The 20,363-nt window shown below is 68.5% G+C and carries 17 protein-coding genes and 5 pseudogenes; 16 read left to right on the top strand and 6 right to left on the bottom strand.

The window, feature by feature from the left end; genetic code table 11:
- Positions 1-22: 22 nt before the first annotated feature.
- A pseudogene (locus tag ACFY0P_RS24315) lies at positions 23-631 on the bottom strand (amidohydrolase family protein); the annotation flags it as partial.
- Between the two features lie 134 nt (positions 632-765).
- Positions 766-2,242 (bottom strand): annotated as a pseudogene (locus ACFY0P_RS24310) (UvrD-helicase domain-containing protein).
- Here ACFY0P_RS24310 and ACFY0P_RS24305 point away from each other — a divergent pair.
- A complete protein-coding gene (locus ACFY0P_RS24305; protein WP_387862224.1) occupies positions 2,186-2,644 on the top strand; it encodes a hypothetical protein in 459 nt (152 codons plus the stop codon). The pseudogene ACFY0P_RS24310 and the gene ACFY0P_RS24305 sit on opposite strands and share 57 nt — an antisense overlap.
- A gap of 155 nt (positions 2,645-2,799) precedes the next feature.
- On the opposite strand, the gene ACFY0P_RS24300 is transcribed toward ACFY0P_RS24305, so the two are convergent.
- The 3 genes and pseudogenes from ACFY0P_RS24300 to ACFY0P_RS24290 all read right to left on the bottom strand — a co-directional run bounded on the left by ACFY0P_RS24300 (position 2,800) and on the right by ACFY0P_RS24290 (position 4,100).
- A complete protein-coding gene (locus ACFY0P_RS24300) occupies positions 2,800-3,024 on the bottom strand; it encodes a hypothetical protein (RefSeq protein WP_324613864.1) in 225 nt (74 codons plus the stop codon).
- 273 nt (positions 3,025-3,297) lie between these two features.
- Positions 3,298-3,678: pseudogene (locus ACFY0P_RS24295) on the bottom strand (DUF6083 domain-containing protein); the annotation flags it as partial.
- A 152-nt stretch (positions 3,679-3,830) separates the two neighbouring features.
- Complete coding sequence (locus tag ACFY0P_RS24290; RefSeq protein ID WP_067259018.1) at positions 3,831-4,100, bottom strand: helix-turn-helix transcriptional regulator; 270 nt, start codon at positions 4,098-4,100, stop codon at positions 3,831-3,833.
- A gap of 628 nt (positions 4,101-4,728) precedes the next feature.
- Between ACFY0P_RS24290 and ACFY0P_RS24285 the strand changes: the two genes are divergently transcribed.
- The gene (locus tag ACFY0P_RS24285) at positions 4,729-5,319 is read left to right on the top strand and encodes a hypothetical protein (protein WP_388916733.1); all 591 of its coding nucleotides are present in this window, start codon (positions 4,729-4,731) and stop codon (positions 5,317-5,319) included.
- A 104-nt stretch (positions 5,320-5,423) separates the two neighbouring features.
- Here ACFY0P_RS24285 and ACFY0P_RS24280 read toward each other — a convergent pair whose 3' ends face one another.
- Complete coding sequence (locus tag ACFY0P_RS24280) at positions 5,424-5,819, bottom strand: hypothetical protein (RefSeq protein WP_388916730.1); 396 nt, start codon at positions 5,817-5,819, stop codon at positions 5,424-5,426.
- 15 nt (positions 5,820-5,834) lie between these two features.
- Here ACFY0P_RS24280 and ACFY0P_RS24275 point away from each other — a divergent pair.
- From ACFY0P_RS24275 to ACFY0P_RS24210, 14 genes and pseudogenes are all read left to right on the top strand, one after another.
- A pseudogene (locus tag ACFY0P_RS24275) lies at positions 5,835-6,201 on the top strand (alcohol dehydrogenase catalytic domain-containing protein); the annotation flags it as partial.
- A 27-nt stretch (positions 6,202-6,228) separates the two neighbouring features.
- On the top strand, positions 6,229-6,876 hold the full coding sequence (locus ACFY0P_RS24270; protein WP_359438584.1) for a zinc-binding dehydrogenase: 648 nt from the start codon (positions 6,229-6,231) through the stop codon (positions 6,874-6,876).
- A gap of 293 nt (positions 6,877-7,169) precedes the next feature.
- Positions 7,170-7,493, top strand: coding sequence for a hypothetical protein (locus tag ACFY0P_RS24265; RefSeq protein ID WP_388916727.1), 324 nt, complete (start codon positions 7,170-7,172; stop codon positions 7,491-7,493).
- A gap of 356 nt (positions 7,494-7,849) precedes the next feature.
- Positions 7,850-8,854 (top strand): substrate-binding domain-containing protein, encoded by a 1,005-nt coding sequence (locus ACFY0P_RS24260; protein ID WP_388916724.1) that lies wholly within the window; start codon positions 7,850-7,852, stop codon positions 8,852-8,854.
- A 5-nt stretch (positions 8,855-8,859) separates the two neighbouring features.
- Positions 8,860-9,930, top strand: a complete 1,071-nt coding sequence (locus tag ACFY0P_RS24255; protein ID WP_351476785.1) for an ABC transporter permease — start codon at positions 8,860-8,862, stop codon at positions 9,928-9,930.
- A 5-nt stretch (positions 9,931-9,935) separates the two neighbouring features.
- Positions 9,936-10,847 carry an ATP-binding cassette domain-containing protein gene (locus tag ACFY0P_RS24250; RefSeq protein WP_109005518.1) on the top strand — a complete coding sequence of 304 codons (912 nt, stop codon included), beginning with the start codon at positions 9,936-9,938 and terminating at the stop codon, positions 10,845-10,847.
- Between the two features lie 116 nt (positions 10,848-10,963).
- The gene (gene iolC, locus ACFY0P_RS24245) at positions 10,964-11,941 is read left to right on the top strand and encodes a 5-dehydro-2-deoxygluconokinase (RefSeq protein WP_388916721.1); all 978 of its coding nucleotides are present in this window, start codon (positions 10,964-10,966) and stop codon (positions 11,939-11,941) included.
- 4 nt (positions 11,942-11,945) lie between these two features.
- Positions 11,946-12,818, top strand: coding sequence for an aldolase (locus tag ACFY0P_RS24240; protein ID WP_388916718.1), 873 nt, complete (start codon positions 11,946-11,948; stop codon positions 12,816-12,818).
- Positions 12,815-13,688, top strand: a pseudogene (gene iolB, locus ACFY0P_RS24235) (5-deoxy-glucuronate isomerase). The gene ACFY0P_RS24240 and the pseudogene iolB overlap by 4 nt, the downstream one beginning before the upstream one ends.
- A complete protein-coding gene (gene iolD / locus ACFY0P_RS24230; protein ID WP_388916716.1) occupies positions 13,688-15,571 on the top strand; it encodes a 3D-(3,5/4)-trihydroxycyclohexane-1,2-dione acylhydrolase (decyclizing) in 1,884 nt (627 codons plus the stop codon). Before iolB ends, iolD begins: the two are co-directional and overlap by 1 nt.
- 29 nt (positions 15,572-15,600) lie before the next feature.
- Complete coding sequence (locus tag ACFY0P_RS24225) at positions 15,601-17,103, top strand: CoA-acylating methylmalonate-semialdehyde dehydrogenase (protein WP_388916713.1); 1,503 nt, start codon at positions 15,601-15,603, stop codon at positions 17,101-17,103.
- Positions 17,104-17,133: 30 nt separating this feature from the next.
- The gene (locus ACFY0P_RS24220; RefSeq protein WP_388916710.1) at positions 17,134-18,117 is read left to right on the top strand and encodes a TIM barrel protein; all 984 of its coding nucleotides are present in this window, start codon (positions 17,134-17,136) and stop codon (positions 18,115-18,117) included.
- Positions 18,118-18,342: 225 nt separating this feature from the next.
- Complete coding sequence (locus tag ACFY0P_RS24215; RefSeq protein WP_388916708.1) at positions 18,343-19,125, top strand: TIM barrel protein; 783 nt, start codon at positions 18,343-18,345, stop codon at positions 19,123-19,125.
- Between the two features lie 96 nt (positions 19,126-19,221).
- A complete protein-coding gene (locus ACFY0P_RS24210; RefSeq protein WP_359438483.1) occupies positions 19,222-20,265 on the top strand; it encodes a Gfo/Idh/MocA family oxidoreductase in 1,044 nt (347 codons plus the stop codon).
- Positions 20,266-20,363 lie beyond the last annotated feature (98 nt).

Below are 20,363 nucleotides of genomic sequence, written 5' to 3'. Positions count from 1 at the left end.
CTCGGAAACGTCAGCTCGGCCGTCACCGTTCGCCGGCCCTGGCCGTGGAAGGCGGCCCCCCTGCTCGGCCGTGCCTGAGTGCGGCCCTGTACGTCATCGGTCGGCCCGCGCGACGAAAGGGCGTCCAAGCAAACAGTCGCGCTGGGTTGGCGCACAGTATCCGCAGGGCTTCGGTGGGGTTGAGTTCCGCCGTGAGCCAGGTCGGGGTGCTGTAGGCACGGCCATTTGCACGACAAGGCACGGCCGCCTTCGCCCACACATACTGTCCGGCCAGCAGGCGGGAGAGCGCAGCGCATCCGGGGTAGGGCAGAGACAAGGCCGCCGGCAGCCCCCGATGATCGACAACCACCGCGCCGGACCGGCCGAGCAGCCAGGGTTCCAGCTCCTCCCACTGGCGTTGCTGTCCCTGGACTTCCAAGTGGAGTCCAGGGGCGGCGATTTCGTGCACCAGTCGCTGCCAGAGCCGATCTTCCAGCGGGGGCACCGGGCCGCTGATCAGGTTGAGGCGGATCCCGCACGCACCCGTCTCCACGAGCCGGTCGAGTTCCCCCGACGTCCGGGGTCTACGACGGCCACGCCGCAGAGAGGGCCCCGACGCCTTGCCGAGGGCCTGGAGCAGGTAGGAGTTGTCCGTGCCGAGGCATGTTCACGGGAAGCGCCCACGGCATCGCCGTCGTCGCTGTGCTCCCCGAGACCCTCGCACAGGAAACTCGATACCCCCGCACTCCCCGCGGCCGAAGCTACCGCCCCGCCGTTCGCCTCCGCTCACTGAACCACTCCGTCCGAGGCGGCTGGAACGAGGTCGATCCATGCAAGACCACCGAGATCGAGCCGACTGCGGGCACGTGTCACGGCAACGTAGGCGAGGCGGGCGTCCGTTTCACTCACGGGTTCCGAGATCGGGCGACCACGGTCGTCGTGTTGATCGCTGTCCGGGGGCGGGGGGGAAGTCATCGGCGATCTTGACCGTGGGCCATTCCCGGCCTTTGGCCTTGTGGGCCGTGGAGACCGTGACGTCGGCCTTGTCCTCGTCGGTCAGTGCGTGGACCGCGGTGATGATGGCCTCGGGTCCGTGCTGGTCGACAAGTTCTACGAAAGGCTGCAGATCACGGCCGGCCGGATCGTGATCCGCGTACTCCTGCAGCTCACCCCAGGAGGCGAAGAGAACGAGTTCTGGGTGGGCGGTGCGACGGCCGTCTTTGAGGTCCCGTGCAGCCAGCGCCAGCGCGACGAGCGTATGCCCTCCCCGCGTCAGCGCGACGCGGTGGCCGGCGGCCAGCAGTCGCATGACCTCGGTCATGGCCCCGATGTTGGTGCGGCACAGCACCGCGTCCGGGGAGGCGACGAGACCGACCTTCGTCGGGACCGCCTCGGTACCTGTCAGTCGGATGGGCGCGTCGGTGAACGCGAGCCACCGGTTGGCTTGTTCGGCAAGGAGGGGGCCGAAGCGGAAGGATCGAGTCAGGGTGAGGTGGGTGGCGTCGAAGCTTGTCATGATGTCCCGGGCTCCGCGCCAGCCGTAGATCGCCTGTGCGGAGTCGCCGACCATGACCAGCTGGGTGTGGGCGCGTTGAGCCGCGAAGACCTGTTCCAGGACAGGGTTGGTGTCCTGTGCTTCGTCGAGGAAGAGGAAGTCGGCGTCGATCTTTGGTTCGGTGAGAGCCCACATCTTCAGGTAGTGGTCATGCTCGAAACGGACCACGCCCTGCTCGGGATTCTGCAGGTCTCCCCACGCCTTGTCCGCGAACGACGTCACGACCTCGGCGAGGCGGGCGTGTTCGTCCGGCGCACTCAGGCCGCGCAGCGCGGGTACGTGGTGAGAAGCCAGCGTGCGATCAGCCGAGTGGCAGAAGCGGGTCACCGTGCGCAGGACGCTGTGTGACAACGTCCTGTGGCTGATCTCGTGATCTCCGATTCGGACCGGAGAGGTGATGCCGAGGGCCTGCCCGATCTTCCACGCAGGTTGGCGGGGGCTGTTGAGTCTGCGAGCGAAGCGGTGGCCAAGGGCTGCGTAGGCCGTGGCGTGGGCAGTCTTGCACATCACGGATCGCGGGAAGCGTGCGGAGGCGTCGTGTGCGATGTCTTTGTTGAAGGCGAGGTAGCGCCCTCGGCGTTTGGTACTCGCGGCGAGCAGGCTCAGCGTGCTGGTCTTTCCTGTGCCGGCGCCGGCCTGCAGCACGAGGTGATGGCCATCTCGGAATGCTTCGACAGCATGAGCCTGTTCGTCTGTGGGCGTGTGCAACAAGGGCTCCACGGAGGAGAAGGGCTAAGGGTTCGGGTGCGCGTGAGACTGGCTCCGTCCAGCGCGGCCAGCGGCGTACGCGTCAGATACGGCCGGATCACGACGACGGAGCAGGATGTCGGCTGTGCAAGCCAGTACGTCCTCGGAGGAGTGGAGGGCGAGCAGGCCTTCGAGTTGCGCCGTCAGTTGCAGGGAGCGTTCTCTCTCGTTCCGATCGAGGGCTGCGGTCACGCTCCGGGCGACGAAGTCTCCGGGCCGCTGTCCTCTGGCGGTCGCGGCCTGGCGGATCGCCGCTCGCGCGGTACGGCTGAACTCGAGATTAAGAAGGACCTGCCCGTGCTGGTCGGGGTAGTGGGTGGTCAGGGCATCGATGGGCAGAAGGTGGTGCAGCCGTCGCCGTAGTGACCGCAGCGCGCGGCCTGGCGTCCTGGCCGGCTGAACGGCCATCAACCGGGTGCGGTCGGCGTTCGCTGCGAGCGACACCGTACGACGAGCTCGGTGGAGCTCGCCATTGGTGGCTGGCCTGGTCAGCAGGATTTCAATGCCATCGTGCGAGGTCACGACCCAGCCGTTCCATACTCGTGGTGCGTCGGGCGCGGACGACGGACGTGGTTCGGCAGGCGGTTGTGGATGTGCGCGCGGTGGAGCATGGGGTCGAAGGGCTCCCAGTCGGCCAGCGCGAGGTCCGCTGCTGACTGGGTTGCGGTGTGGGTGGAACAGCGCTGCATGCGCCAGCGCAGCTGCTCGGCGTAAGGCAGGGCGGTGAGGTCATATACAGCCATGAGCTCACAGGGCAATGCCAGTTGCCCCCGTGTGGCCGTAGCGGGTACCAGCCTCCAGACGCCCACGGGGCCGTCCGCAGTGAGCAGCCTCTGCGAGCAGCGGTCGCGACGCCGCGTCTGCGCCACGCACTGGATTTCGTCCACAGGTTGCGCAGCGAGGTAGCGGACATACAGGAACTGCACTACGGGTCTGGCGGGTCGGCAGCCGTCCGGTTGAGCCATTGGCCGGCTCGAAGGGGGCATTGGAGTGAACACGCCGGTGTCAATCAGGCGGCGTGTGTGCAGGGCCAGATCCCGGCGCAGCCCGTCCAGCGCGGAGGCTTCGGGCGCAGCGTCGCGAGCGGGACAGACTGGGGCGTGAGCCAGGCGGCACCAGGCTCTGCCATCGCCAGCCGGATGGGCGACACCAGAGCTTACGTGCCAACGGTAGGCGGTGGGCACCTCGGCCGCGGGCACTTCCCGGGGGTGCAGGCGGACGGGCCGCGCAAAGCTGCGGTGGTACCACTCGACCGGGTTGCCGCACTCTCGGCAGCGATCACGCTGAGCGCAGCGGAGGAGCCGACTGGGGCTGTCGTGCTCGATACGCAGTGAGCGGCGGGGGTAGGCGACAGCGGGGCTGCCGTCCCAGTGCCGCGGTGTGGATGAAGAACGCATGCGTGCGAAGGTGCCAGGCAACACGCCGCATCCACAGCGCCGAGGCTGGAGGGTCCCTCGAACAGCCCCATTCCATGAAACGCACGTTCGAGTTGTCGATCAGAGATTCGTGTCGCTTCGCCGGTCCGGGTGATTGGCGCGAGCCCTCCCAGTCAACGGTCAGCGCCGGTCGGCCCCGGGGGCTCGTGCCCCTCACACACGGCTCCGAAGAGCTCGTCGAGCGGAGTGCTCAAGGCATGGGCGAGGGCGTGCCAGGTCTTGAGAGTGCCGATGGTGCGTCCCTGCTCGATCTCGATGAGGGTCCTTCTGGCCAGGCCGCTTCGATCAGCGAGCTCGTCATAGGTCCAGCCGCGCGCCGCCCGCAGCCGCGCAAGCTCCAGACGCAGCGCCTCGAAATCCGGGTCGGGCGGGAGGATCGTCACCCGACAATCCGACGGTGCAGACCACTGCCCTGTCAGTGCAGACCTCTGCCCTATTTCTGCAGGTGACGCCATCAAGTGAAGGGCAGAGGTCTGCACTACCGTGTGCGGGCCACCCCACCCTCCGCGGGTACAGCGCAGACATGACGGGAGGAACACGCCCCCCATGAGGCTTTGCACGACGCGACCCGGCGTCCGGCGCGCCTGGACCGTGGAACTGCGCCCGCAGCCCGGCGGACCGATCCTCGTATGCCAGCAGTGCTCCCGCAGCGACCGACTGCTCAGTGGCACGTCCGCTCGGTCGGAGCTCCTGGCCCACCTGGCACGACACGCTCGCCGCGATCTCCTCCCTGCTCACCTTCGTACCTGCCAGTGCCACGAGCGCGGCTGCAGCTGGCACCCGCGCCATCGAGGCTGTGGTGGGCCCATCCGGCTCGTGCTCGCACGCGAGCGAGGCGGACGGCTGTGGCGCCTCGCGGACGCGTGCACGGCCTGCGCCGCCGCCACGTCACAAGCGGCCGTCGTTCCCGACACGTTCATCAACGCTGCGACGGCGCCGCCGGCGCATGCGGACATCCGTCGAAAGCACCGAAGCCCCAGAGGCCCGGACAGGCAGACCCGGGTGCGGGAGATGCTCAACTACCTCGCCTCCGCGCTGCCGACTGAGACCGGACCTGCCGCCCGACTGATCGCCCTGCAATGCGCCTTGCGCATGAACGACTCGGCTCAAGTCCGCTTGCCGCTCGGGGTACTGCGCAGCCTTCGATTGGAACCTGCCACGGATTCCTGGCGGGATCTCCACCAGGCACGATGGCTATGCGCAACCCTGCCCACGTCGCACTCCAGCGCACGCGCTGTAGTCATCCAGCTCCTCGACGTCGGGCTCTTCGCCCAATGCCCGGCCCGTCCCGACCGGCTCGCTGCCGCAGACTGGGCGCTGCGAGCCGCTTGCGGCATCCGCATGGACTGCGCCCCGTTTTCCCAGCTCATTGCCATGTGTATCAAGGCCCATACCGCTCCCGAGAGCACCCATGGAACAGCTGAAGTGGATCAGCTGGCACGCGAGTGCGGGCTGGCCGCAACGGATTTCACGGATGCACTTGACCAATTGACGGCCGCAGGACACATCAGCTCCTGGAGCGTGCAGTCGGCGTCGGGAGATCTGTACTGGACACTGACAGAGCCCGGCGAGCGTGGATGCGAAGGAACGACTCGTCGGTGACTGGCAGACGTCGACGGTCCGTCACACGCAACGTCGATATCGCAAACATCCGCGCCGAGGCGCCGGGGGCATCGCTCTCAGCGCCGACGCGGGATCCTGATCGACTAACGTCGAATTCCCGCCGCTCGCTTCTGACGTGTCCGCTGAGCGATTTTCCGAGCGCCTGAAGCATTCATACGCCAGGCCGCGAATTGCAGGCCGACGTCGAACTGCTCCGCCACCTGTTCGTCGGCCCCGCCCGACAGAGCCGCGCCGATCGCCGCCGTCATGGGAATGAGCAACTCCCCAGAGAGAGCTGCGGCCTGCTTCTCCTTCAGCGCCATCTCAGGGCCTAGTTTTTTTCTAGGCCGGTTCGGCTCCGTGGCACCCGCAGAGGCCTCGGTTGCCACCCGGACCACCTCGGCGCGGAAGTCCGCGTCCCAGATGAAGCCCGTCGTGCCTCCGGCATAGCCGACCCGTCGGATCACCAACCCCCGCCCCTTCAACCTGTTCGCGTTCATGAGGAGAGAGCACGGATGCTGACTGCACTTGGCCTCGCCGACGGCCACTACCTGTCGGTCGAGGAGGTCGACCCCCGCAAACCGGGCCCGCACGACATCGTCGTACGAGTCGGCGCCAGCGGGGTCTGCCACACCGACGTCACCGTCCTGGGCGGCCACCTGCCGATGCCACTGCCCCTCGTCCTCGGCCACGAGGGCGCCGGAGACCGGCTCCGAGGTGACCTCCGTCGCCGTCGGCGACCGGGTCATCGGCACCGTGGGCGCTGTGTGCGGCACCTGCTGGTACTGCGTCCGCGACATGACCCACCTCTGCGACAACAGCATGGCCATGACCTCGGCGCCGCGCGTCAAAAGGACCCACGGCACGGAGGTTCCAGCCTTTGTCGGCCTCGGCACCTTCGCCGAGGCGATGACCGTGCACGATGCAAGCGTGGTCCCCGTGACCACGGACCTGCCGGACGAACAGCTCGCGCTGATCGGATGCGCCATCACCAACGGCCTGGGGGCGGTGTTCAACACGGCTCAGGTGAAGCCCGCTTCGAGCATCGTGGTCATCGGCTCCGGCGGTGTCGGTCAGGCGGTGATCCAAGGCGCGCGGATCGCCGGTGCCGCCCGCATCATCGCTGTCGATCCCCTGGAGAACAAGCGGTCGGCCGCGCTCGGTTCCGGCGCGACGGACGCGATCGACCCCACGAGCGCCGACCTGGTCGACGAAGTCCGGCGTCTCACCGGCGGACGCGGCGCCCACCACACCTTCGAAGTGGTGGGCAACCCCACGACCATCACCCAGGCGTGGGACGCCGCCCGCCGCGGCGGGACGGTCGCCCTCGTCGGAATGTCGGCCGCCGACGCGATGATCACCATGCCCGCGCTTTCCCTGGCCTCGGACGACAAACCGCTGTGCGGCAGCCTCTACGGCGGTACGCAGGCCCGGCGGGACATTCCGCTGATCGTGGAGTTGGCGGAGACAGGCCGCCTCGATCTCGCGTCGATGGTCACGCGCCGCGTACCACTGCACGAGGTGAACGACGCCATTCGAGCGTTGGAGGCGGGGTGAGCAGATCCGCACCGTCGTCGTATGACCCTCTGAAGTCAATCCAACCGCCATGGAGGCCAGCGCCGCACGCGGAGCTGGCCTCCGGGTTTCTTCCTCTCACCCACAAAGAGGAACACCTGTGCCCTACGACGCGTCGCTGTCCCCCACCTGCTGCTTGTCGGAGCTGGAGCAATGGGCGTCATAACCGGATACCACCTGCAGTTAGCCGCGCCGAAGTGATGTTCCAGGTACGGCCGGCACACGTGGAGAAGCTGTCGCTGCCCCAGACGCTCTCCTCCTAGGACAGCGCGACCGTGAATCACTCCGCTGGCTACCGGGTGATTTCAGATGTCTCGGAAGTCGCCGACCAGACCTACGAGTACGGCATCGTCACCCTTGACGGCGCCTCCTCGTACTCCGTTGAGGGCACCACACTGCTGAACCACCTTGGCGACGCCGTCCGTGAAAGATCCGACACCGTTGTCATCGGAGGCATCGCGGTGCCGGGAGATCGGCCGACAGGTCGACCCCGTTGGGCATCGGCACCCGTAGCTCCGCTGGACCACGACATCCCGGGTCAGAGTGGGGGACAGCTTCAGTCGGCGCTCGACGAGATGGCCGATCAGGTTCACCACTGACGCTTCGTCCGTCAGCGCGGTCCTTTCCGGACGCCGGATCGAGCGGCATGAAGAGGAGCGCACGCCCGACATCCTCGAGATCACGTCGGCGGCCAGGCAGTCCATGTTGTCGATACGTCCTGACAAACCTCTTGACACCGCCGACAGGGCATTCGATAGTACGGGCATCTAGAACGTACTAGTAGCACGTTCTAGAGGCTGCCGAGCCGCACACACCCGATGGCTGCCGCAGACGACACGTTCCGCCGCACACGGCGTTCTCATCAACCGCTCGCCCGCGTCACTCGGCCGGGCGCGGCCCTCCCGAGGCCGGAACCCCATTCCCACCCTGATCAGCACAGCGAGGTGCAAGGGACATGCACAGACACCACAGAGCCGCCGCACTGGCCGCCGCCGTTCTCACCGGCGCTCTTCTCGCCACCGGCTGCTCCAGCAGCTCAGGCGGCAAGAAGTCCGAGGAGACCGCGAACGGCGCGTCGGCGGGCAAGGCCACCACTCCCCGCATGACCGTCGCGCTGGTCACCCACCAGGCCCCCGGCGACACCTTCTGGGACACCGTCCGCAAGGGCGCCGAGGCCGCCGCGGCCAAGGACAACATCAAGCTCATCTACTCCGCCGACCCCAACGCGGGCAACCAGGCCAACCTGGTGCAGAACGCGATCGACCAGAAGGTCGACGGCATTGCCGTCACGCTGGCCAAGCCGGACGCCATGAAGTCCGTCCTGGCCAAGGCGGAGCAGGCCGGCATACCCGTGACCGGCCTCAACGCCGGCCTGAGCCAGTGGAAGAGTCTGGGCCTCCTGGAGTACTTCGGCCAGGACGAGAGCGTGGCGGGCGAGGCCTTCGGCAGGAAGCTCAGTGACATCGGTGCCAAGCACGCCGTCTGCGTCGTCCAGGAACAGGGCAACATCGCCCTGACCCAGCGCTGCGACGGCGTGAAGAAGACCTTCTCCGGCAAGACCGACGTCCTCTACGTCAACGGAACCGACATGCCGTCGGTGAAGTCGACGATCACCGCCAAGCTCTCGGCAGACAAGTCCATCGACGAGGTGGTCACGCTTGCCGCGCCGATCGCGCTGACCGCCACGCAGTCGGTCTCGGACGCCGGCAGCAAGGCGAAGGTCGCCACCTTCGACCTCAACAAGGACCTCATCAAGGCCATCCAGGAGAACTCCATCCAGTTCGCCGTCGACCAGCAGCCCTACCTCCAGGGCTACCTGGCCGTCGACGCGCTGTGGCTCTACAAGAACAACGGCAACTACAGCGGCGGCGGTGAGCAGCCCGTGCTGACCGGCCCTGCCTTCGTCGACAAGTCCAACGTCGACAAGGTCGCCGCCTTCGCCGCAAAGGGAACCCGGTGACGAGCATGACCCAGCACGCCGAGCCGGCGGTGACCACACCGCCGGCCCCCGGCCCCAAGGACACCGACGGGCGCACCGCCGAACGGTCCATGATCGTAAGGCTGTTGGCCCGCCCCGACGTGGGCGTCTTCCTCGGTGCCGTGGCCGTCTACGTGTTCTTCCTGATCGCGGCGCCGCCGGTGCGCGACGCCAGCTCGATGGCGAACATCCTCTACCAGTCCTCCACCCTGGGCATCGTGACCGTCCCGGTGGCACTGCTGATGATCGGCGGCGAGTTCGACCTGTCGGCCGGCGTCGGGGTGATCACCTCGGCGCTGACCGCGAGCATGACCGCCTACCAGCTGAGCATGAACGTCTGGGTCGGCGTCATCGCCGCCCTGATCGTGTCGCTGGCGATCGGCTTCTTCAACGGCTGGATGGTCGTCAAGACCGGACTGCCGAGCTTCCTGGTCACCCTGGGCAGCTTTCTGATCCTGCAAGGGGTCAACCTCGCGGTGACCAAGCTGGTCACCGGCAACGTCGCCACCGACGACATCAGCACCATGGACGGCTTCGACCAGGCCAAGAAGGTCTTCGCCTCCAGCTTCGACATCGGCGGCGTCCAGGTGAAGATCACCGTCTTCTGGTGGCTGCTGTTCGCGGCGATCGCCACCTGGGTGCTGCTGCGCACCAAGTACGGCAACTGGATCTTCGCGGTCGGCGGCAACAAGGAGTCGGCCCGCGCGGTCGGCGTTCCGGTCGCCTTCACGAAGATCTCGCTGTTCATGCTGGTCGGCGTCGGCGCCTGGTTCGTCGGCATGCACCAACTGTTCTCGTTCAACACCGTGCAGTCCGGCGAGGGCGTCGGCATCGAGCTGATCTACATCTCCGGCGCGGTGATCGGCGGCTGCCTGCTGACCGGCGGCTACGGCTCGGCGATCGGCCCGGTCTTCGGCGCGTTCATGTTCGGCATGGTGCAGCAGGGCATCGTCTACGCCGGCTGGAACCCCGACTGGTTCAAGGCCTTCCTCGGCGTGATGCTCCTTGGCGCCGTCCTGATCAATCTGTGGGTCCAGCGCACAGCGACCCGGAGGTGACCCGAATGACAACCAACGAAACCGGCACCCACGGCGCTGTCCTCGCGGACAGGGCCCCCGAAAAGGACTCCCCGGTCGTCGAACTGCGCAACGCGGGCAAGGCGTACGGCAACATCCGTGCCCTGCACGGGGTGAGCCTGACGGTGCATCCCGGCCAGGTGACCTGTGTGCTCGGCGACAACGGCGCCGGCAAGTCCACTCTCATCAAGATCATCTCCGGACTGCACCAGCACACCGAGGGCGAGTTCCTCGTCGACGGCGAACCGGTGCGCTTCTCCACCCCGCGCGAGGCGTTGGACAAGGGCATCGCGACCGTCTACCAGGACCTCGCCGTGGTCCCGCTGATGCCGGTGTGGCGCAACTTCTTCCTGGGCTCCGAGATGACCAAGGGCCCCTGGCCGTTGCGCCGCCTGGACATCGAGAGGATGAAGAAGACCGCCGACCACGAACTGCGCGAGATGGGCATCGTCCTGGACGACCTCGAACAGCCCATCGGCACCCTCTCCGGCGGTCAGCGCCAGTGCGTGGCCATCGCCCGCGCCGTCTACTTCGGCGCCCGCGTCCTGATCCTGGACGAACCCACCGCCGCCCTGGGCGTCAAGCAGTCCGGTGTCGTCCTCAAGTACGTGGCCGCCGCCCGCGACCGCGGACTCGGGGTCATCTTCATCACCCACAACCCGCACCACGCCTACATGGTCGGCGACCACTTCAGCGTGCTGCGCCTGGGCACGATGGAACTCTCCGCCGAGCGCAGCCAGATCACGCTCGAGGAGCTGACCAACCACATGGCGGGCGGCGCCGAACTCGCCGCGCTCAAGCACGAGTTGTCCCAGGTCCGCGGCGTCGACGTCGAGGAACTCCCCGAAGAGGCCGACCTCACCGCACCCGTGGCAGTCACCAAGGAAGCCGCCTCCTGACAACCGTGGCGGCCAGCCCGGCCCACACGTCTCCGCCACCGACGGGCGCAACCGGCTTAGACGCCAAGTCCACCTCTCCACCCCCGGAGTCTCCGGAGCGAAGGGAAATCAGTGTCATGCCGTTCGAAGTGCTGACCATTGGCCGCGTGGGAGTGGATGTCTATCCACTTCAGACCGGCGTGGGGCTGGCGGAGGTCACCTCGTTCGGCAAGTATCTCGGGGGTAGCCCGACCAATGTGGCGGTGGCCGCGTCCCGGTACGGGCACTCCTCGGCTGTGATCACAAAGACGGGCAGGGACCCGTTCGGGGACTTCGTCCGGCAGGCACTGGAGAGCTACGGCGTCGACAGCCGGTTCGTCGGTACGTCGGACATCGCACCGACGCCGGTGACCTTCTGCGAGATCTTCCCACCGGATGACTTCCCGCTGTACTTCTACCGGCTCCCGAAGGCCCCCGACCTGGACATCACCGCTGGTGAGCTGGACCTGGGGGCAGTACGGGACGCGGCGGTCCTCTGGGTGACAGGTACCGGGCTCAGCGAGGAGCCGAGCCGCTCGGCCACGTTGGCCGCTCTCGCTCACCGGGCCAAGGCGGGGACGACGGTCTTCGACCTGGACTGGCGGCCGATGTTCTGGGCCGACCCGGACCAGGCGCGCGGGTTCTACGCGCAGGCCCTGCGGCACACGACGGTTGCTGTGGGCAATCTTGACGAGTGCGAGGTGGCTACCGGTGAGCGTGAGCCGTATGCGGCGGCGAAGGCGCTACTGGCCGCCGGAGTGGAGCTGGCCATAGTCAAGCAGGGCCCCAAGGGGGTCCTGGCCATGGACCGGGACGGTGCTACCGCCGAGATCCCGCCGGTTCCGGTGGAGGTCGTCAACGGGCTCGGCGCCGGAGACGCCTTCGGCGGCGCGCTGTGCCACGGCCTGCTGTCGGGCTGGGACACCCGCCGCACCGTGATCTTCGCCAACGCCGCCGGCGCCATTGTCGCGAGCCGACTTTCCTGCTCCGACGCGATGCCGACCGAGGCCGAGGTCGACGCCAAGCTCGGCGAGGCGGCCGGAACATCCACCAACGACTCCCAGCAAGAGGTGTGACGACGTGCTGTCCGAGAATGTGAGCCGGATCGTGAACGCCCGGGTGGGCGACCCCGGCGCCGTCGCGGCCGCCGCTGCGCGCCGGGTGAAGGCTCCCTCCCTGCTCGGCGAGCACGGCAAGGCGATGATCATCGCCGCCGACCACCCTGCCCGCGGCGCCAACGGCGTCGGCGGGGACCCGAATGCGATGGCGGACCGGTTCGAACTGCTGGAGCGCCTGTGCATCGCGCTGGAACGGCCCGGCGTGACCGGTGTCCTGGGAACCGCGGACATCCTCGAGGACCTGCTGCTGCTCGGCGTGCTGGACGGTAAGAGCGTCTTCGGCTCCATGAACAGGGCGGGCCTGGCCGGGTCGGTGTTCGAGATCGATGACCGGTTCACCGGCTACGACGCCGCCACGATCGCCGCGATGGGCTTCGACGGCGGCAAGATGCTCACCCGCATCGCGCTGGGCGACCCCGCCACACCGGCCGCCCTGGAGAACAGTGCCCGAGCGATCGACGAGCTCAATGACCGTCAGCTCATCGCGATGGTCGAGCCGTTCCTGTCCGCCTGGCAGGACGGGAAGATCCGCAACGATCTGTCCACCGATGCCGTCGTCAAGTCCGTCACCATCGCCTCGGGGCTCGGCCGGCGTACCGCCTACACCTGGCTCAAGCTTCCGGTGGTGGAGGACATGGGACGGGTGCTGGCCTCTTCCACCCTCCCGTCGCTGCTGCTGGGCGGCGAGGTCAAGGACGCGGACGCGGCCTTCGCCTCATGGGGCAAGGCGCTCAAGCAGCCGACCGCGCAGGGGCTCGTCGTGGGCCGGTCTCTGCTCTACCCCTCGAACGGTGACGTCGCCGGTGCGGTGGACAAGGCGGTGAGCCTGCTGTGAGCAAGTACCACCTGCCGACGGGGACTTCTTCCGATGGCCCCTATGATCTCCTGGTCACGCCGGAGTCGGCGGGCTGGGGATACTCCGGCCTGAGGATCCTGACCCCTCAAGCCGGGCGAGGCACACGCCGTGTCCACCGGCGACTCCGAGTTCCTGGTCCTGCCGCTGACGGGCTCCTGCACCGTCACCACGGACGGCAGCGTCTTCGAACTCACCGGTCGGACAGGCGTGTTCGCCTCGGTCACCGACTTCGCCTACCTCCCCCGCGAGTCGGAGGCCCTGATCAGCAGTGCGGCCGGCGGCCGGTTCGCACTGCCCAGCGCCCGTACCGGGCGGAGCTCACTCTCCGCCCGGTACGGGTCCAAGGAGAACGTGCCCGTGGAGCTGCGCGGTGCCGGGGCCTGCTCAAGGCAGGTGAACAACTACTGCCTGCCGGGCACCTTCGAGGCCGAGCAGCTGCTGGTCTGCGAGGTCCTCACACCCGGCGGCAACTGGTCGTCGTATCCGCCGCACAAGCACGACCAGGCCCGGCCCGGCCAGGAGTCGGAGCTGGAAGAGATCTATTACTTCGAGGTCTCCGGCGGCGAGAACGGCTTCGGCTACCAGCGGCTGTACGGGACCGCCGAGCAGCCGATCGACGTGCTGGCCGAGGTGCGTTCCGGGGACACGGTGCTGATCCCGCACGGCTGGCACGGGCCGTCCATCGCCGCGCCCGGCTACGACCTGTACTACCTCAACGTCATGGCCGGCCCCGGCCCAGACCGTGCCTGGCTGATCTGCGACGACCCCGCCCATGGCTGGGTGCGTTCGACCTGGGACGCCCAGGACATCGATGACCGGCTGCCGTTCGCGGCCGAGGAGAACCACTGATGAACACGATCAGACTGACCACCGCTCAGGCCCTGGTGCGTTTCCTGGCGAACCAGTACAGCGAGCGCGACGGCCAGGAGCAGCGCCTCATCCCCGGCGTGTGGGGCATCTTCGGGCACGGCAACGTGGCCGGCATCGGCCAGGCGCTGCTGCAGGCGGCCACGACCGGCGAGGCCGACCTGCCCTACTACCTCGCTCGCAACGAGCAGGGCATGGTCCACGCCTCAGTGGCCTACGCCAAGATGCGCGACCGGCTGGCCACCTTCGCCTGCACGGCCTCCACCGGGCCGGGTTCGACGAACATGATCACCGGCGCGGCGCTGGCCACCACGAACCGGCTGCCGGTCCTGCTGCTGCCCTCTGACATGTTCGCCACCCGCGCCGCCGACCCGGTGCTGCAGCAGCTGGAGGACACCCACGGCGGGGACGTCACCGTCAACGACGCCTTCCGCGCCGTATCGAAGTACTTCGACCGCATCTCGCGGCCCGAGCAGCTCATCCCGGCCGCCCTTGCGGCCATGCGGGTGCTGACCGACCCGGTCGAGACAGGTGCCGTCACCCTCGCGTTGCCGCAGGACGTGCAGGCCGAGGCGTACGACTGGCCGCTGTCGTTCTTCCGGCGGCGGGTGTGGCACGTGGGCCGCCCGGTGCCGGAGGCGGCCGCCGTCGAGCGGGCCGCCCGTCTGCTGCGCAATGCCCGAAAGCCGCTGATCGTGGCGGGCGGCGGGGCCGTGTACTCCGGTGCGGAGACCGTGCTGCGCGCGTTCGCCGAAGCCACCGGGGTCCCGGTCGCCGACACCCACGCCGGCAAGGGCGCCGTCCCCTGGGACCACCCCTACGCCGCCGGCGGCATCGGCTCCACCGGCTCGTATGCCGCCAACGAACTCGCCCGCGAGGCGGACGTGGTGCTCGGCATCGGCACCCGCTACTCCGACTTCACCACCGCCAGCCACACCGGCTTCGGCAATCCGGACGTCGCCTTCGTCAACCTCAACGTGGCCCGCCTGGACGCCGTCAAGCACTCGGCGGAGCCGTTGGTCGCCGACGCCCGGCTCGGCATCCAGGCCCTCGCCGGAGCGCTGGACGGCTGGGAGGTCGAGGAGACCTACCGCCGTCACATCCGCCGGCTGATCGCCCGGACGCGGCAGATCGAGGACGAGTGCTTTGCTCCCGAGCGGAACACCGGTGATCTGCCCGCCCAGACGCAGATCCTCGGCGCCCTGAACGAGGTCCTCGGCGACCGTGACGTGGTCATCAACGCTGCCGGCTCCATGCCCGGCGACCTGCAGCAGCTGTGGCGCGCCAGAGACCCGAAGGCTTACCACGTCGAATACGCCTATTCCTGCATGGGATATGAGGTCGCCGCCGGTGCCGGTGCCAAGATGGCCGACCCGACCCGCGAGGTCGTCGTGCTGGTCGGCGACGGCTCGTACCTGATGATGGCCCAGGAGATCGTCACCATGGTCTCCGAGGGACTGAAGGTCATCATCGTGCTTGTCCAGAACCACGGCTTCGCGTCGATCGGTTCGCTGTCGGAGTCACTCGGCAGCCAGCGCTTCGGCACCAAGTACCGCTTCCGCGACGGCGATTCGGGCCTACTGGATGGCGACGTCCTCCCGGTCGACCTCGCCGCCAACGCCTCCTCCCTCGGCGCGGACGTCCTGCACGCCACGTCGGTGGAGGAGTTCCGGGCGGCGATGGAGAAGGCCAAGGCCGCCACCCGCATGACCGTCGTCCACGTCGAGACCGACCTCTACGGCCCCAACCCGCCTGGCCACGGCTGGTGGGACGTCCCCGTCAGCCAGACCTCCGCCCTCGACACCACGCGCTCCGCTTACGAGATGTACGCCGCTCAGAAGCAGAACCAGCGCCACTACCTGTAAGTCCCGTCCCCGCAAAGGAAACCCGCACCGTGACCACCATCCAGCACTGGATCATCGGCGCTCCCGTCCAGGGCACCGCCACAGCCACCCAGCCGGTCTTCAATCCGGCCACCGGTGCCGAGCAGGCCCAGGTCGTCCTCGGCGGCGCGGCCGACGTGGACGCCGCCGTCCAGGCTGCCTCTGCCGCCTTCGAGACCTGGTCGGAATCGTCGCTCACCCAGCGCACGCAGGTGATGTTCGCCTTCCGCCAGCTGCTCCTCGAGCACGAGGAGGAGCTGGGCAGGATCATCTCCGCCGAGCACGGCAAGACCGTCGACGACGCCCGCGGCGAGATCACCCGGGGCCGCGAGGTCGTCGAGTTCGCCTGCGGCCTCGGCGACATCCTCAAGGGCTCCTTCTCCGACCAGGTCTCGCGTGGCGTGGATGTGCACAACTTCCGCCAGCCCCTCGGCGTCGTCGCCGGCATCACCCCGTTCAACTTCCCCGCGATGGTGCCGCTGTGGATGCACCCCATGGCCATCGCCACCGGCAACACCTTCATCCTGAAGCCGAGTGAGCGCGACCCGTCGGCCGCGAACTTCGTCGCCGAGCTGTACAAGAAGGCCGGACTGCCCGACGGTGTCTTCAACGTGGTGCACGGTGGCAAGGACGCGGTCGACGCGATCCTCACCCACCCCGGCATCGAGGCCGTCTCCTTCGTCGGGTCGACGCCGATCGCCAAGTACGTGCACGAACAGGCCACCGCGCACGGCAAGCGCGTCCAGGCCCTGGGCGGCGCCAAGAACCACGCCGTCGTCCTGCCCGACGCCGACCTCGAGTTCGCCGCCAACCACATCACCGCCGGCGCCTACGGCTCTGCCGGCGAGCGCTGCATGGCCGTCTCGGTCGCCGTCGCCGTCGGCGACGCCGCCGACGGACTCGTGCAGGTGCTGGAGCGCAAGGCCCGCGAGGTGAAGGTCGGCCCCGGCGACCAGCCCGGCACCGAGATGGGGCCGCTGGTCACCAAGGCCGCCCAGGAGCGCGTCGAGAGCGCGGTCGGCGTCGCCGCCACCCAGGGCGCCACCGTCGTCGTCGACGGCCGCGGTCTCAAGCTCGACGACCCCGCCTACGCCGAGGGCTTCTTCACCGGCCCCTCCCTCCTGGACCACGTCACCACCGAGATGGCAGCGTACAAGGAGGAACTCTTCGGCCCGGTGCTGGCGATCCTCCGAGTCGAGACCCTGGACGAGGCCATCGACCTCATCAACGCCAACCCCTACGGCAACGGCACCGCCCTGTTCACCGCCTCCGGCGAAGCAGCCCGCCGCTTCCAGCGCCACATCAAGGTCGGCATGATCGGCATCAACGTACCGGTGCCCGTCCCGATGTCCTACTACTCCTTCGGCGGCTGGAAGGACTCCCTCATCGGCGACTCCCCCATCCACGGCCCCGAAGGCATCCGCTTCTACACCCGCCCCAAGGTCGTCACCACTCGCTGGCCCCAGCCCAAGCAGCAGGTCAGCGCGGGCTTCAACTTCCCCACCTCCAACTGAGTTTCCGTGCCGCACTCCGAAGGACACACCATGGCAACGGCGCCACCTCCCTTCCGCACCACTGCGGGCAACCTCTGCCTGGGCTCGGCCCCCGACTCGTGGGGCGTCTGGTTCCCCGAGGACGAGCACCAGGTGCCGTACACCCGCTTCCTCGACGAACTCGCCCAGGCCGGCTACGAGTGGCTGGAGCTCGGCCCCTACGGCTACCTCCCCACCGACCCACAGCGCCTCAAGGACGAACTCGACGCCCGCGGCCTGCAGGTCTCCGGCGGCACCGTCTTCGGTGCGCTGCACCGCCCCGAGGCCTGGGACGACATGCTCGCCCACCTCCGGCAGATCGCCGGCCTGACCGCCGCCGCCGGCGCCCACCACCTCGTCTTCATCCCGCCCATGTACCGGGACGAGAAGACGGGCGCGTTCACCGAGTCGCCCGAGCTGACCGCCGAACAGTGGGCGGGCTTCGGCAGGGCCGCCGACCGGCTCGGCAAGCTGCTGCTCGACGAATACGACGTACGCCTCGTCATCCATCCGCACGCCGACAGCCACATCCAGACCCAGCCCGAGATCGAACGGCTGCTGAACGAGTCCGACCCCCGCTACACCAACCTCTGCCTGGACACCGGCCACGTCGCCTACGGCGGCGGCGACAACCTCGACCTCATCCGCCGCTTCGGCGAACGCGTCGGCTACGTCCACATCAAGCAGATGGACCCCGCCGTCCTGGCCCGGGTCGCCGCCGAAAACCTCTCCTTCGGCGAGGCCGTCAAGCGCGGGGTGTGCGTCTCCCCGCCCGCCGGCGTGCCCAACCCCGCCGACATCGTCACCGCACTCGCCACCCTCGACGCCGAGCTGTTCGTCATCGTCGAACAAGACCTCTACCCCTGCGCACCCGAGGTGCCGCTGCCCATCGCCGTCAGCACGCGCGAGCACCTGGCCGGCTGCGGCCTGACCGGCACCCGACGCCCGAGGCTGACGCTCCCTGCCGACGAGCGGCCGAGCAGAGCCCCCGAGTAACCAAGCCACCGGCTCGCGCGGTGGCCGGCCCATGGGGACCCCCGGCGCAGTTGACGCGCCGTGGCGGGCTTCTACGCGGTGCTGACGGCTTCCGCGCGAGATTGCTAGAACGTTACAGGCTTCATGGCCACCCGACACTTGACAGCGGCTCATGGTGACTGGCGTACTGGTCAGAGTATATAGAACGTTCTAGTTCCCGGTCGTCCGGAGATGAGGAGAACCACGATGTACGCACTGGCGGTCTGTGCGGAGATGGTCTTCCGCGACCTTCCGATCGAGGAGCGGGCACGGCGTATCCACGAGGCCGGTTTCCAGGTCGAGATCTGGGACTGGACGAACCACGATCTCGATGCCCTCGCCCGCTCGTCCGCCGAGATCGTCTCGATGACGGGGTACGTGAGCGGCAGCCTCACCGAGGACGACGGCGCCGCCGAACTGCTGCGCACGGCCGAGGAGTCACTCAAGGCGGCCGAGCACCTGGGCTGCACTCGCCTGAACCTCCACGGAACCGGTCTGGACGGCCAGGGGCTGCCCGTGGTGCCGGTACCCGGGGAGCCCACCGGCGCGATGTGGATGGCCGCGCACCGCACACTCACCCGGATCGCCGAGCTCGGCGAGAACGCCGGGGTCATTTTCACCCTGGAGAATCTCAACACCGCCGTCGATCACCCCGGGGTGCCCTTCGCGAAGGCTGCCGACACCCTGGCGCTGGTTGCCGCCGTGAACCGGCCCGGTCTGCGCATGAACCTGGACCTGTACCACGCCCAGATCGGCGAGGGAAATCTGATCGAGCTGGTGCGCCGCGCCCACGGCGCGGGACTCATCGGTGAGATCCAGGTGGCGGACGTGCCGGGCCGCTGCGAACCCGGCACGGGAGAGATCAACTACCCGGCCGTCGCCCGCACCCTCGCAGACATCGGCTACGACGGCACCGTCGCCATGGAGGCATGGGCATCCAGCGACAGCGAGGCCGCTCTGGAACGCTTCCGGGCCGCCTTCACCGTCTGACAGGAGCGACCGCGGGACATCTGCCCCGCCCTCGCGTCCGCGCACCACGGCAGCCGCCACCACCGAAGCCACGACGTAGATCACGGAGTATGTGCCATGACCTCCCCCCAGTCCCTCGCGGTCGGCCTCATCGGCGCCGGACGCATGGGCTCCTTCCACGCCGAGACCCTGGCCCGCCGCCTCCCCGGGGTACGGCTGGCCGCCATTGCCGATCCCGCACCCGGGGCCGCGAAGGCTCTGGCCGATCGTCTCGGCTGCCCCAAGACGTACACGGAGATCGGTGACCTGCTCGACGACCCCGAGATCGAGGCGGTCGTGATCGTCACGCCCGCCCGTACCCACGCCGGACTCATCGAGGCCGCAGCACGCGCCGGCAAGTCGGTCTTCTGCGAGAAGCCGATGGCCGTCACCCTCGACGAAGCCGACCGCGCCATCACCGCCGCACATGAGGCGGGCGTGGTGCTCCAGGTGGGCTTCAACCGCCGCTTCGACGTCGGCTTCCGCGCCGCCCACGAGAAGATCACCGCCGGTGACATCGGTACCCCGCAGCTGCTGCGTTCCCTCACCCGGGACCCCAACCTGCACGACCCGTCGCGCATCCCGCCATGGACGATCTTCCTGGAGACGCTCATCCACGACTTCGACGTCCTGCGCTACCTCAACCCCGGCTCAGAGCCCGTCGAGGTCTTCGCCATGGCCGACGCCCTGGTCCGGCCCGACTTCAAGGAACACGGACTGCTCGACACGGCCGTGGTGACGATCCGCTTCGACAACGGCGCCATCGCCACGGCGGAGGCCAACTTCCAGGCGGTGTACGGCTATGACGTCCGCGGTGAGGTCAAGGGCTCGACCGGCATGCTCACCCTGGGTGACCTGCGCAGCAGCCACCTCACGTCCTACGGTGTGGCCGGCGCTGCCGCCGAGTGCGTCAGCTACGACCAGGATCTCTTCCACGCGGCCTACGTTGCCGAACTGGCCGAGTTCACCGACAGCGTCCGGGACAAGCGTGCTCCGTCGGTGACCGGCGAGGACGCTCGGGCCGCGCTGGGCATCGCCCTCGCCTCGATCGGTTCGATCGCCACGGGCGGTGCGGTCAGCGTGGGTGACGTCAGGGAGAGCCCGGTGACAGTGCGGCCGTAGCACCGAGCACACGACGCCGACTCGGCGGCGCCTTCTCCAGCCCGAGCGGCCGCCGCCAGGGTCGTACCTCTCACGTCACCGTGCCGTTGCCGAGCCCC

It is taken from the genome of Streptomyces sp. NPDC001714 (genome assembly GCF_042892755.1).
GTDB lineage: Bacteria > Actinomycetota > Actinomycetes > Streptomycetales > Streptomycetaceae > Streptomyces.
This window is presented reverse-complemented; position numbering and strand designations above follow the sequence as displayed.

What these genes read in the sequence shown, in the direction of transcription:
- ACFY0P_RS24305 (WP_387862224.1), top strand. Translation starts at nt 2,186, where the DNA reads ATGGCCATCTCGGAATGCTTCGACAGCATGAGCCTGTTCGTCTGTGGG.
- ACFY0P_RS24300 (WP_324613864.1), bottom strand. Translation starts at nt 3,024, where the DNA reads ATGGCTGTATATGACCTCACCGCCCTGCCTTACGCCGAGCAGCTGCGC.
- ACFY0P_RS24285 (WP_388916733.1), top strand. Translation starts at nt 4,729, where the DNA reads ATGCTCAACTACCTCGCCTCCGCGCTGCCGACTGAGACCGGACCTGCC.
- ACFY0P_RS24280 (WP_388916730.1), bottom strand. Translation starts at nt 5,819, where the DNA reads ATGAACGCGAACAGGTTGAAGGGGCGGGGGTTGGTGATCCGACGGGTC.
- ACFY0P_RS24270 (WP_359438584.1), top strand. Translation starts at nt 6,229, where the DNA reads ATGACCGTGCACGATGCAAGCGTGGTCCCCGTGACCACGGACCTGCCG.
- ACFY0P_RS24260 (WP_388916724.1), top strand. Translation starts at nt 7,850, where the DNA reads ATGCACAGACACCACAGAGCCGCCGCACTGGCCGCCGCCGTTCTCACC.
- ACFY0P_RS24255 (WP_351476785.1), top strand. Translation starts at nt 8,860, where the DNA reads ATGACCCAGCACGCCGAGCCGGCGGTGACCACACCGCCGGCCCCCGGC.
- ACFY0P_RS24250 (WP_109005518.1), top strand. Translation starts at nt 9,936, where the DNA reads ATGACAACCAACGAAACCGGCACCCACGGCGCTGTCCTCGCGGACAGG.
- iolC (WP_388916721.1), top strand. Translation starts at nt 10,964, where the DNA reads ATGCCGTTCGAAGTGCTGACCATTGGCCGCGTGGGAGTGGATGTCTAT.
- iolD (WP_388916716.1), top strand. Translation starts at nt 13,688, where the DNA reads ATGAACACGATCAGACTGACCACCGCTCAGGCCCTGGTGCGTTTCCTG.
- ACFY0P_RS24220 (WP_388916710.1), top strand. Translation starts at nt 17,134, where the DNA reads ATGGCAACGGCGCCACCTCCCTTCCGCACCACTGCGGGCAACCTCTGC.
- ACFY0P_RS24215 (WP_388916708.1), top strand. Translation starts at nt 18,343, where the DNA reads ATGTACGCACTGGCGGTCTGTGCGGAGATGGTCTTCCGCGACCTTCCG.
- ACFY0P_RS24210 (WP_359438483.1), top strand. Translation starts at nt 19,222, where the DNA reads ATGACCTCCCCCCAGTCCCTCGCGGTCGGCCTCATCGGCGCCGGACGC.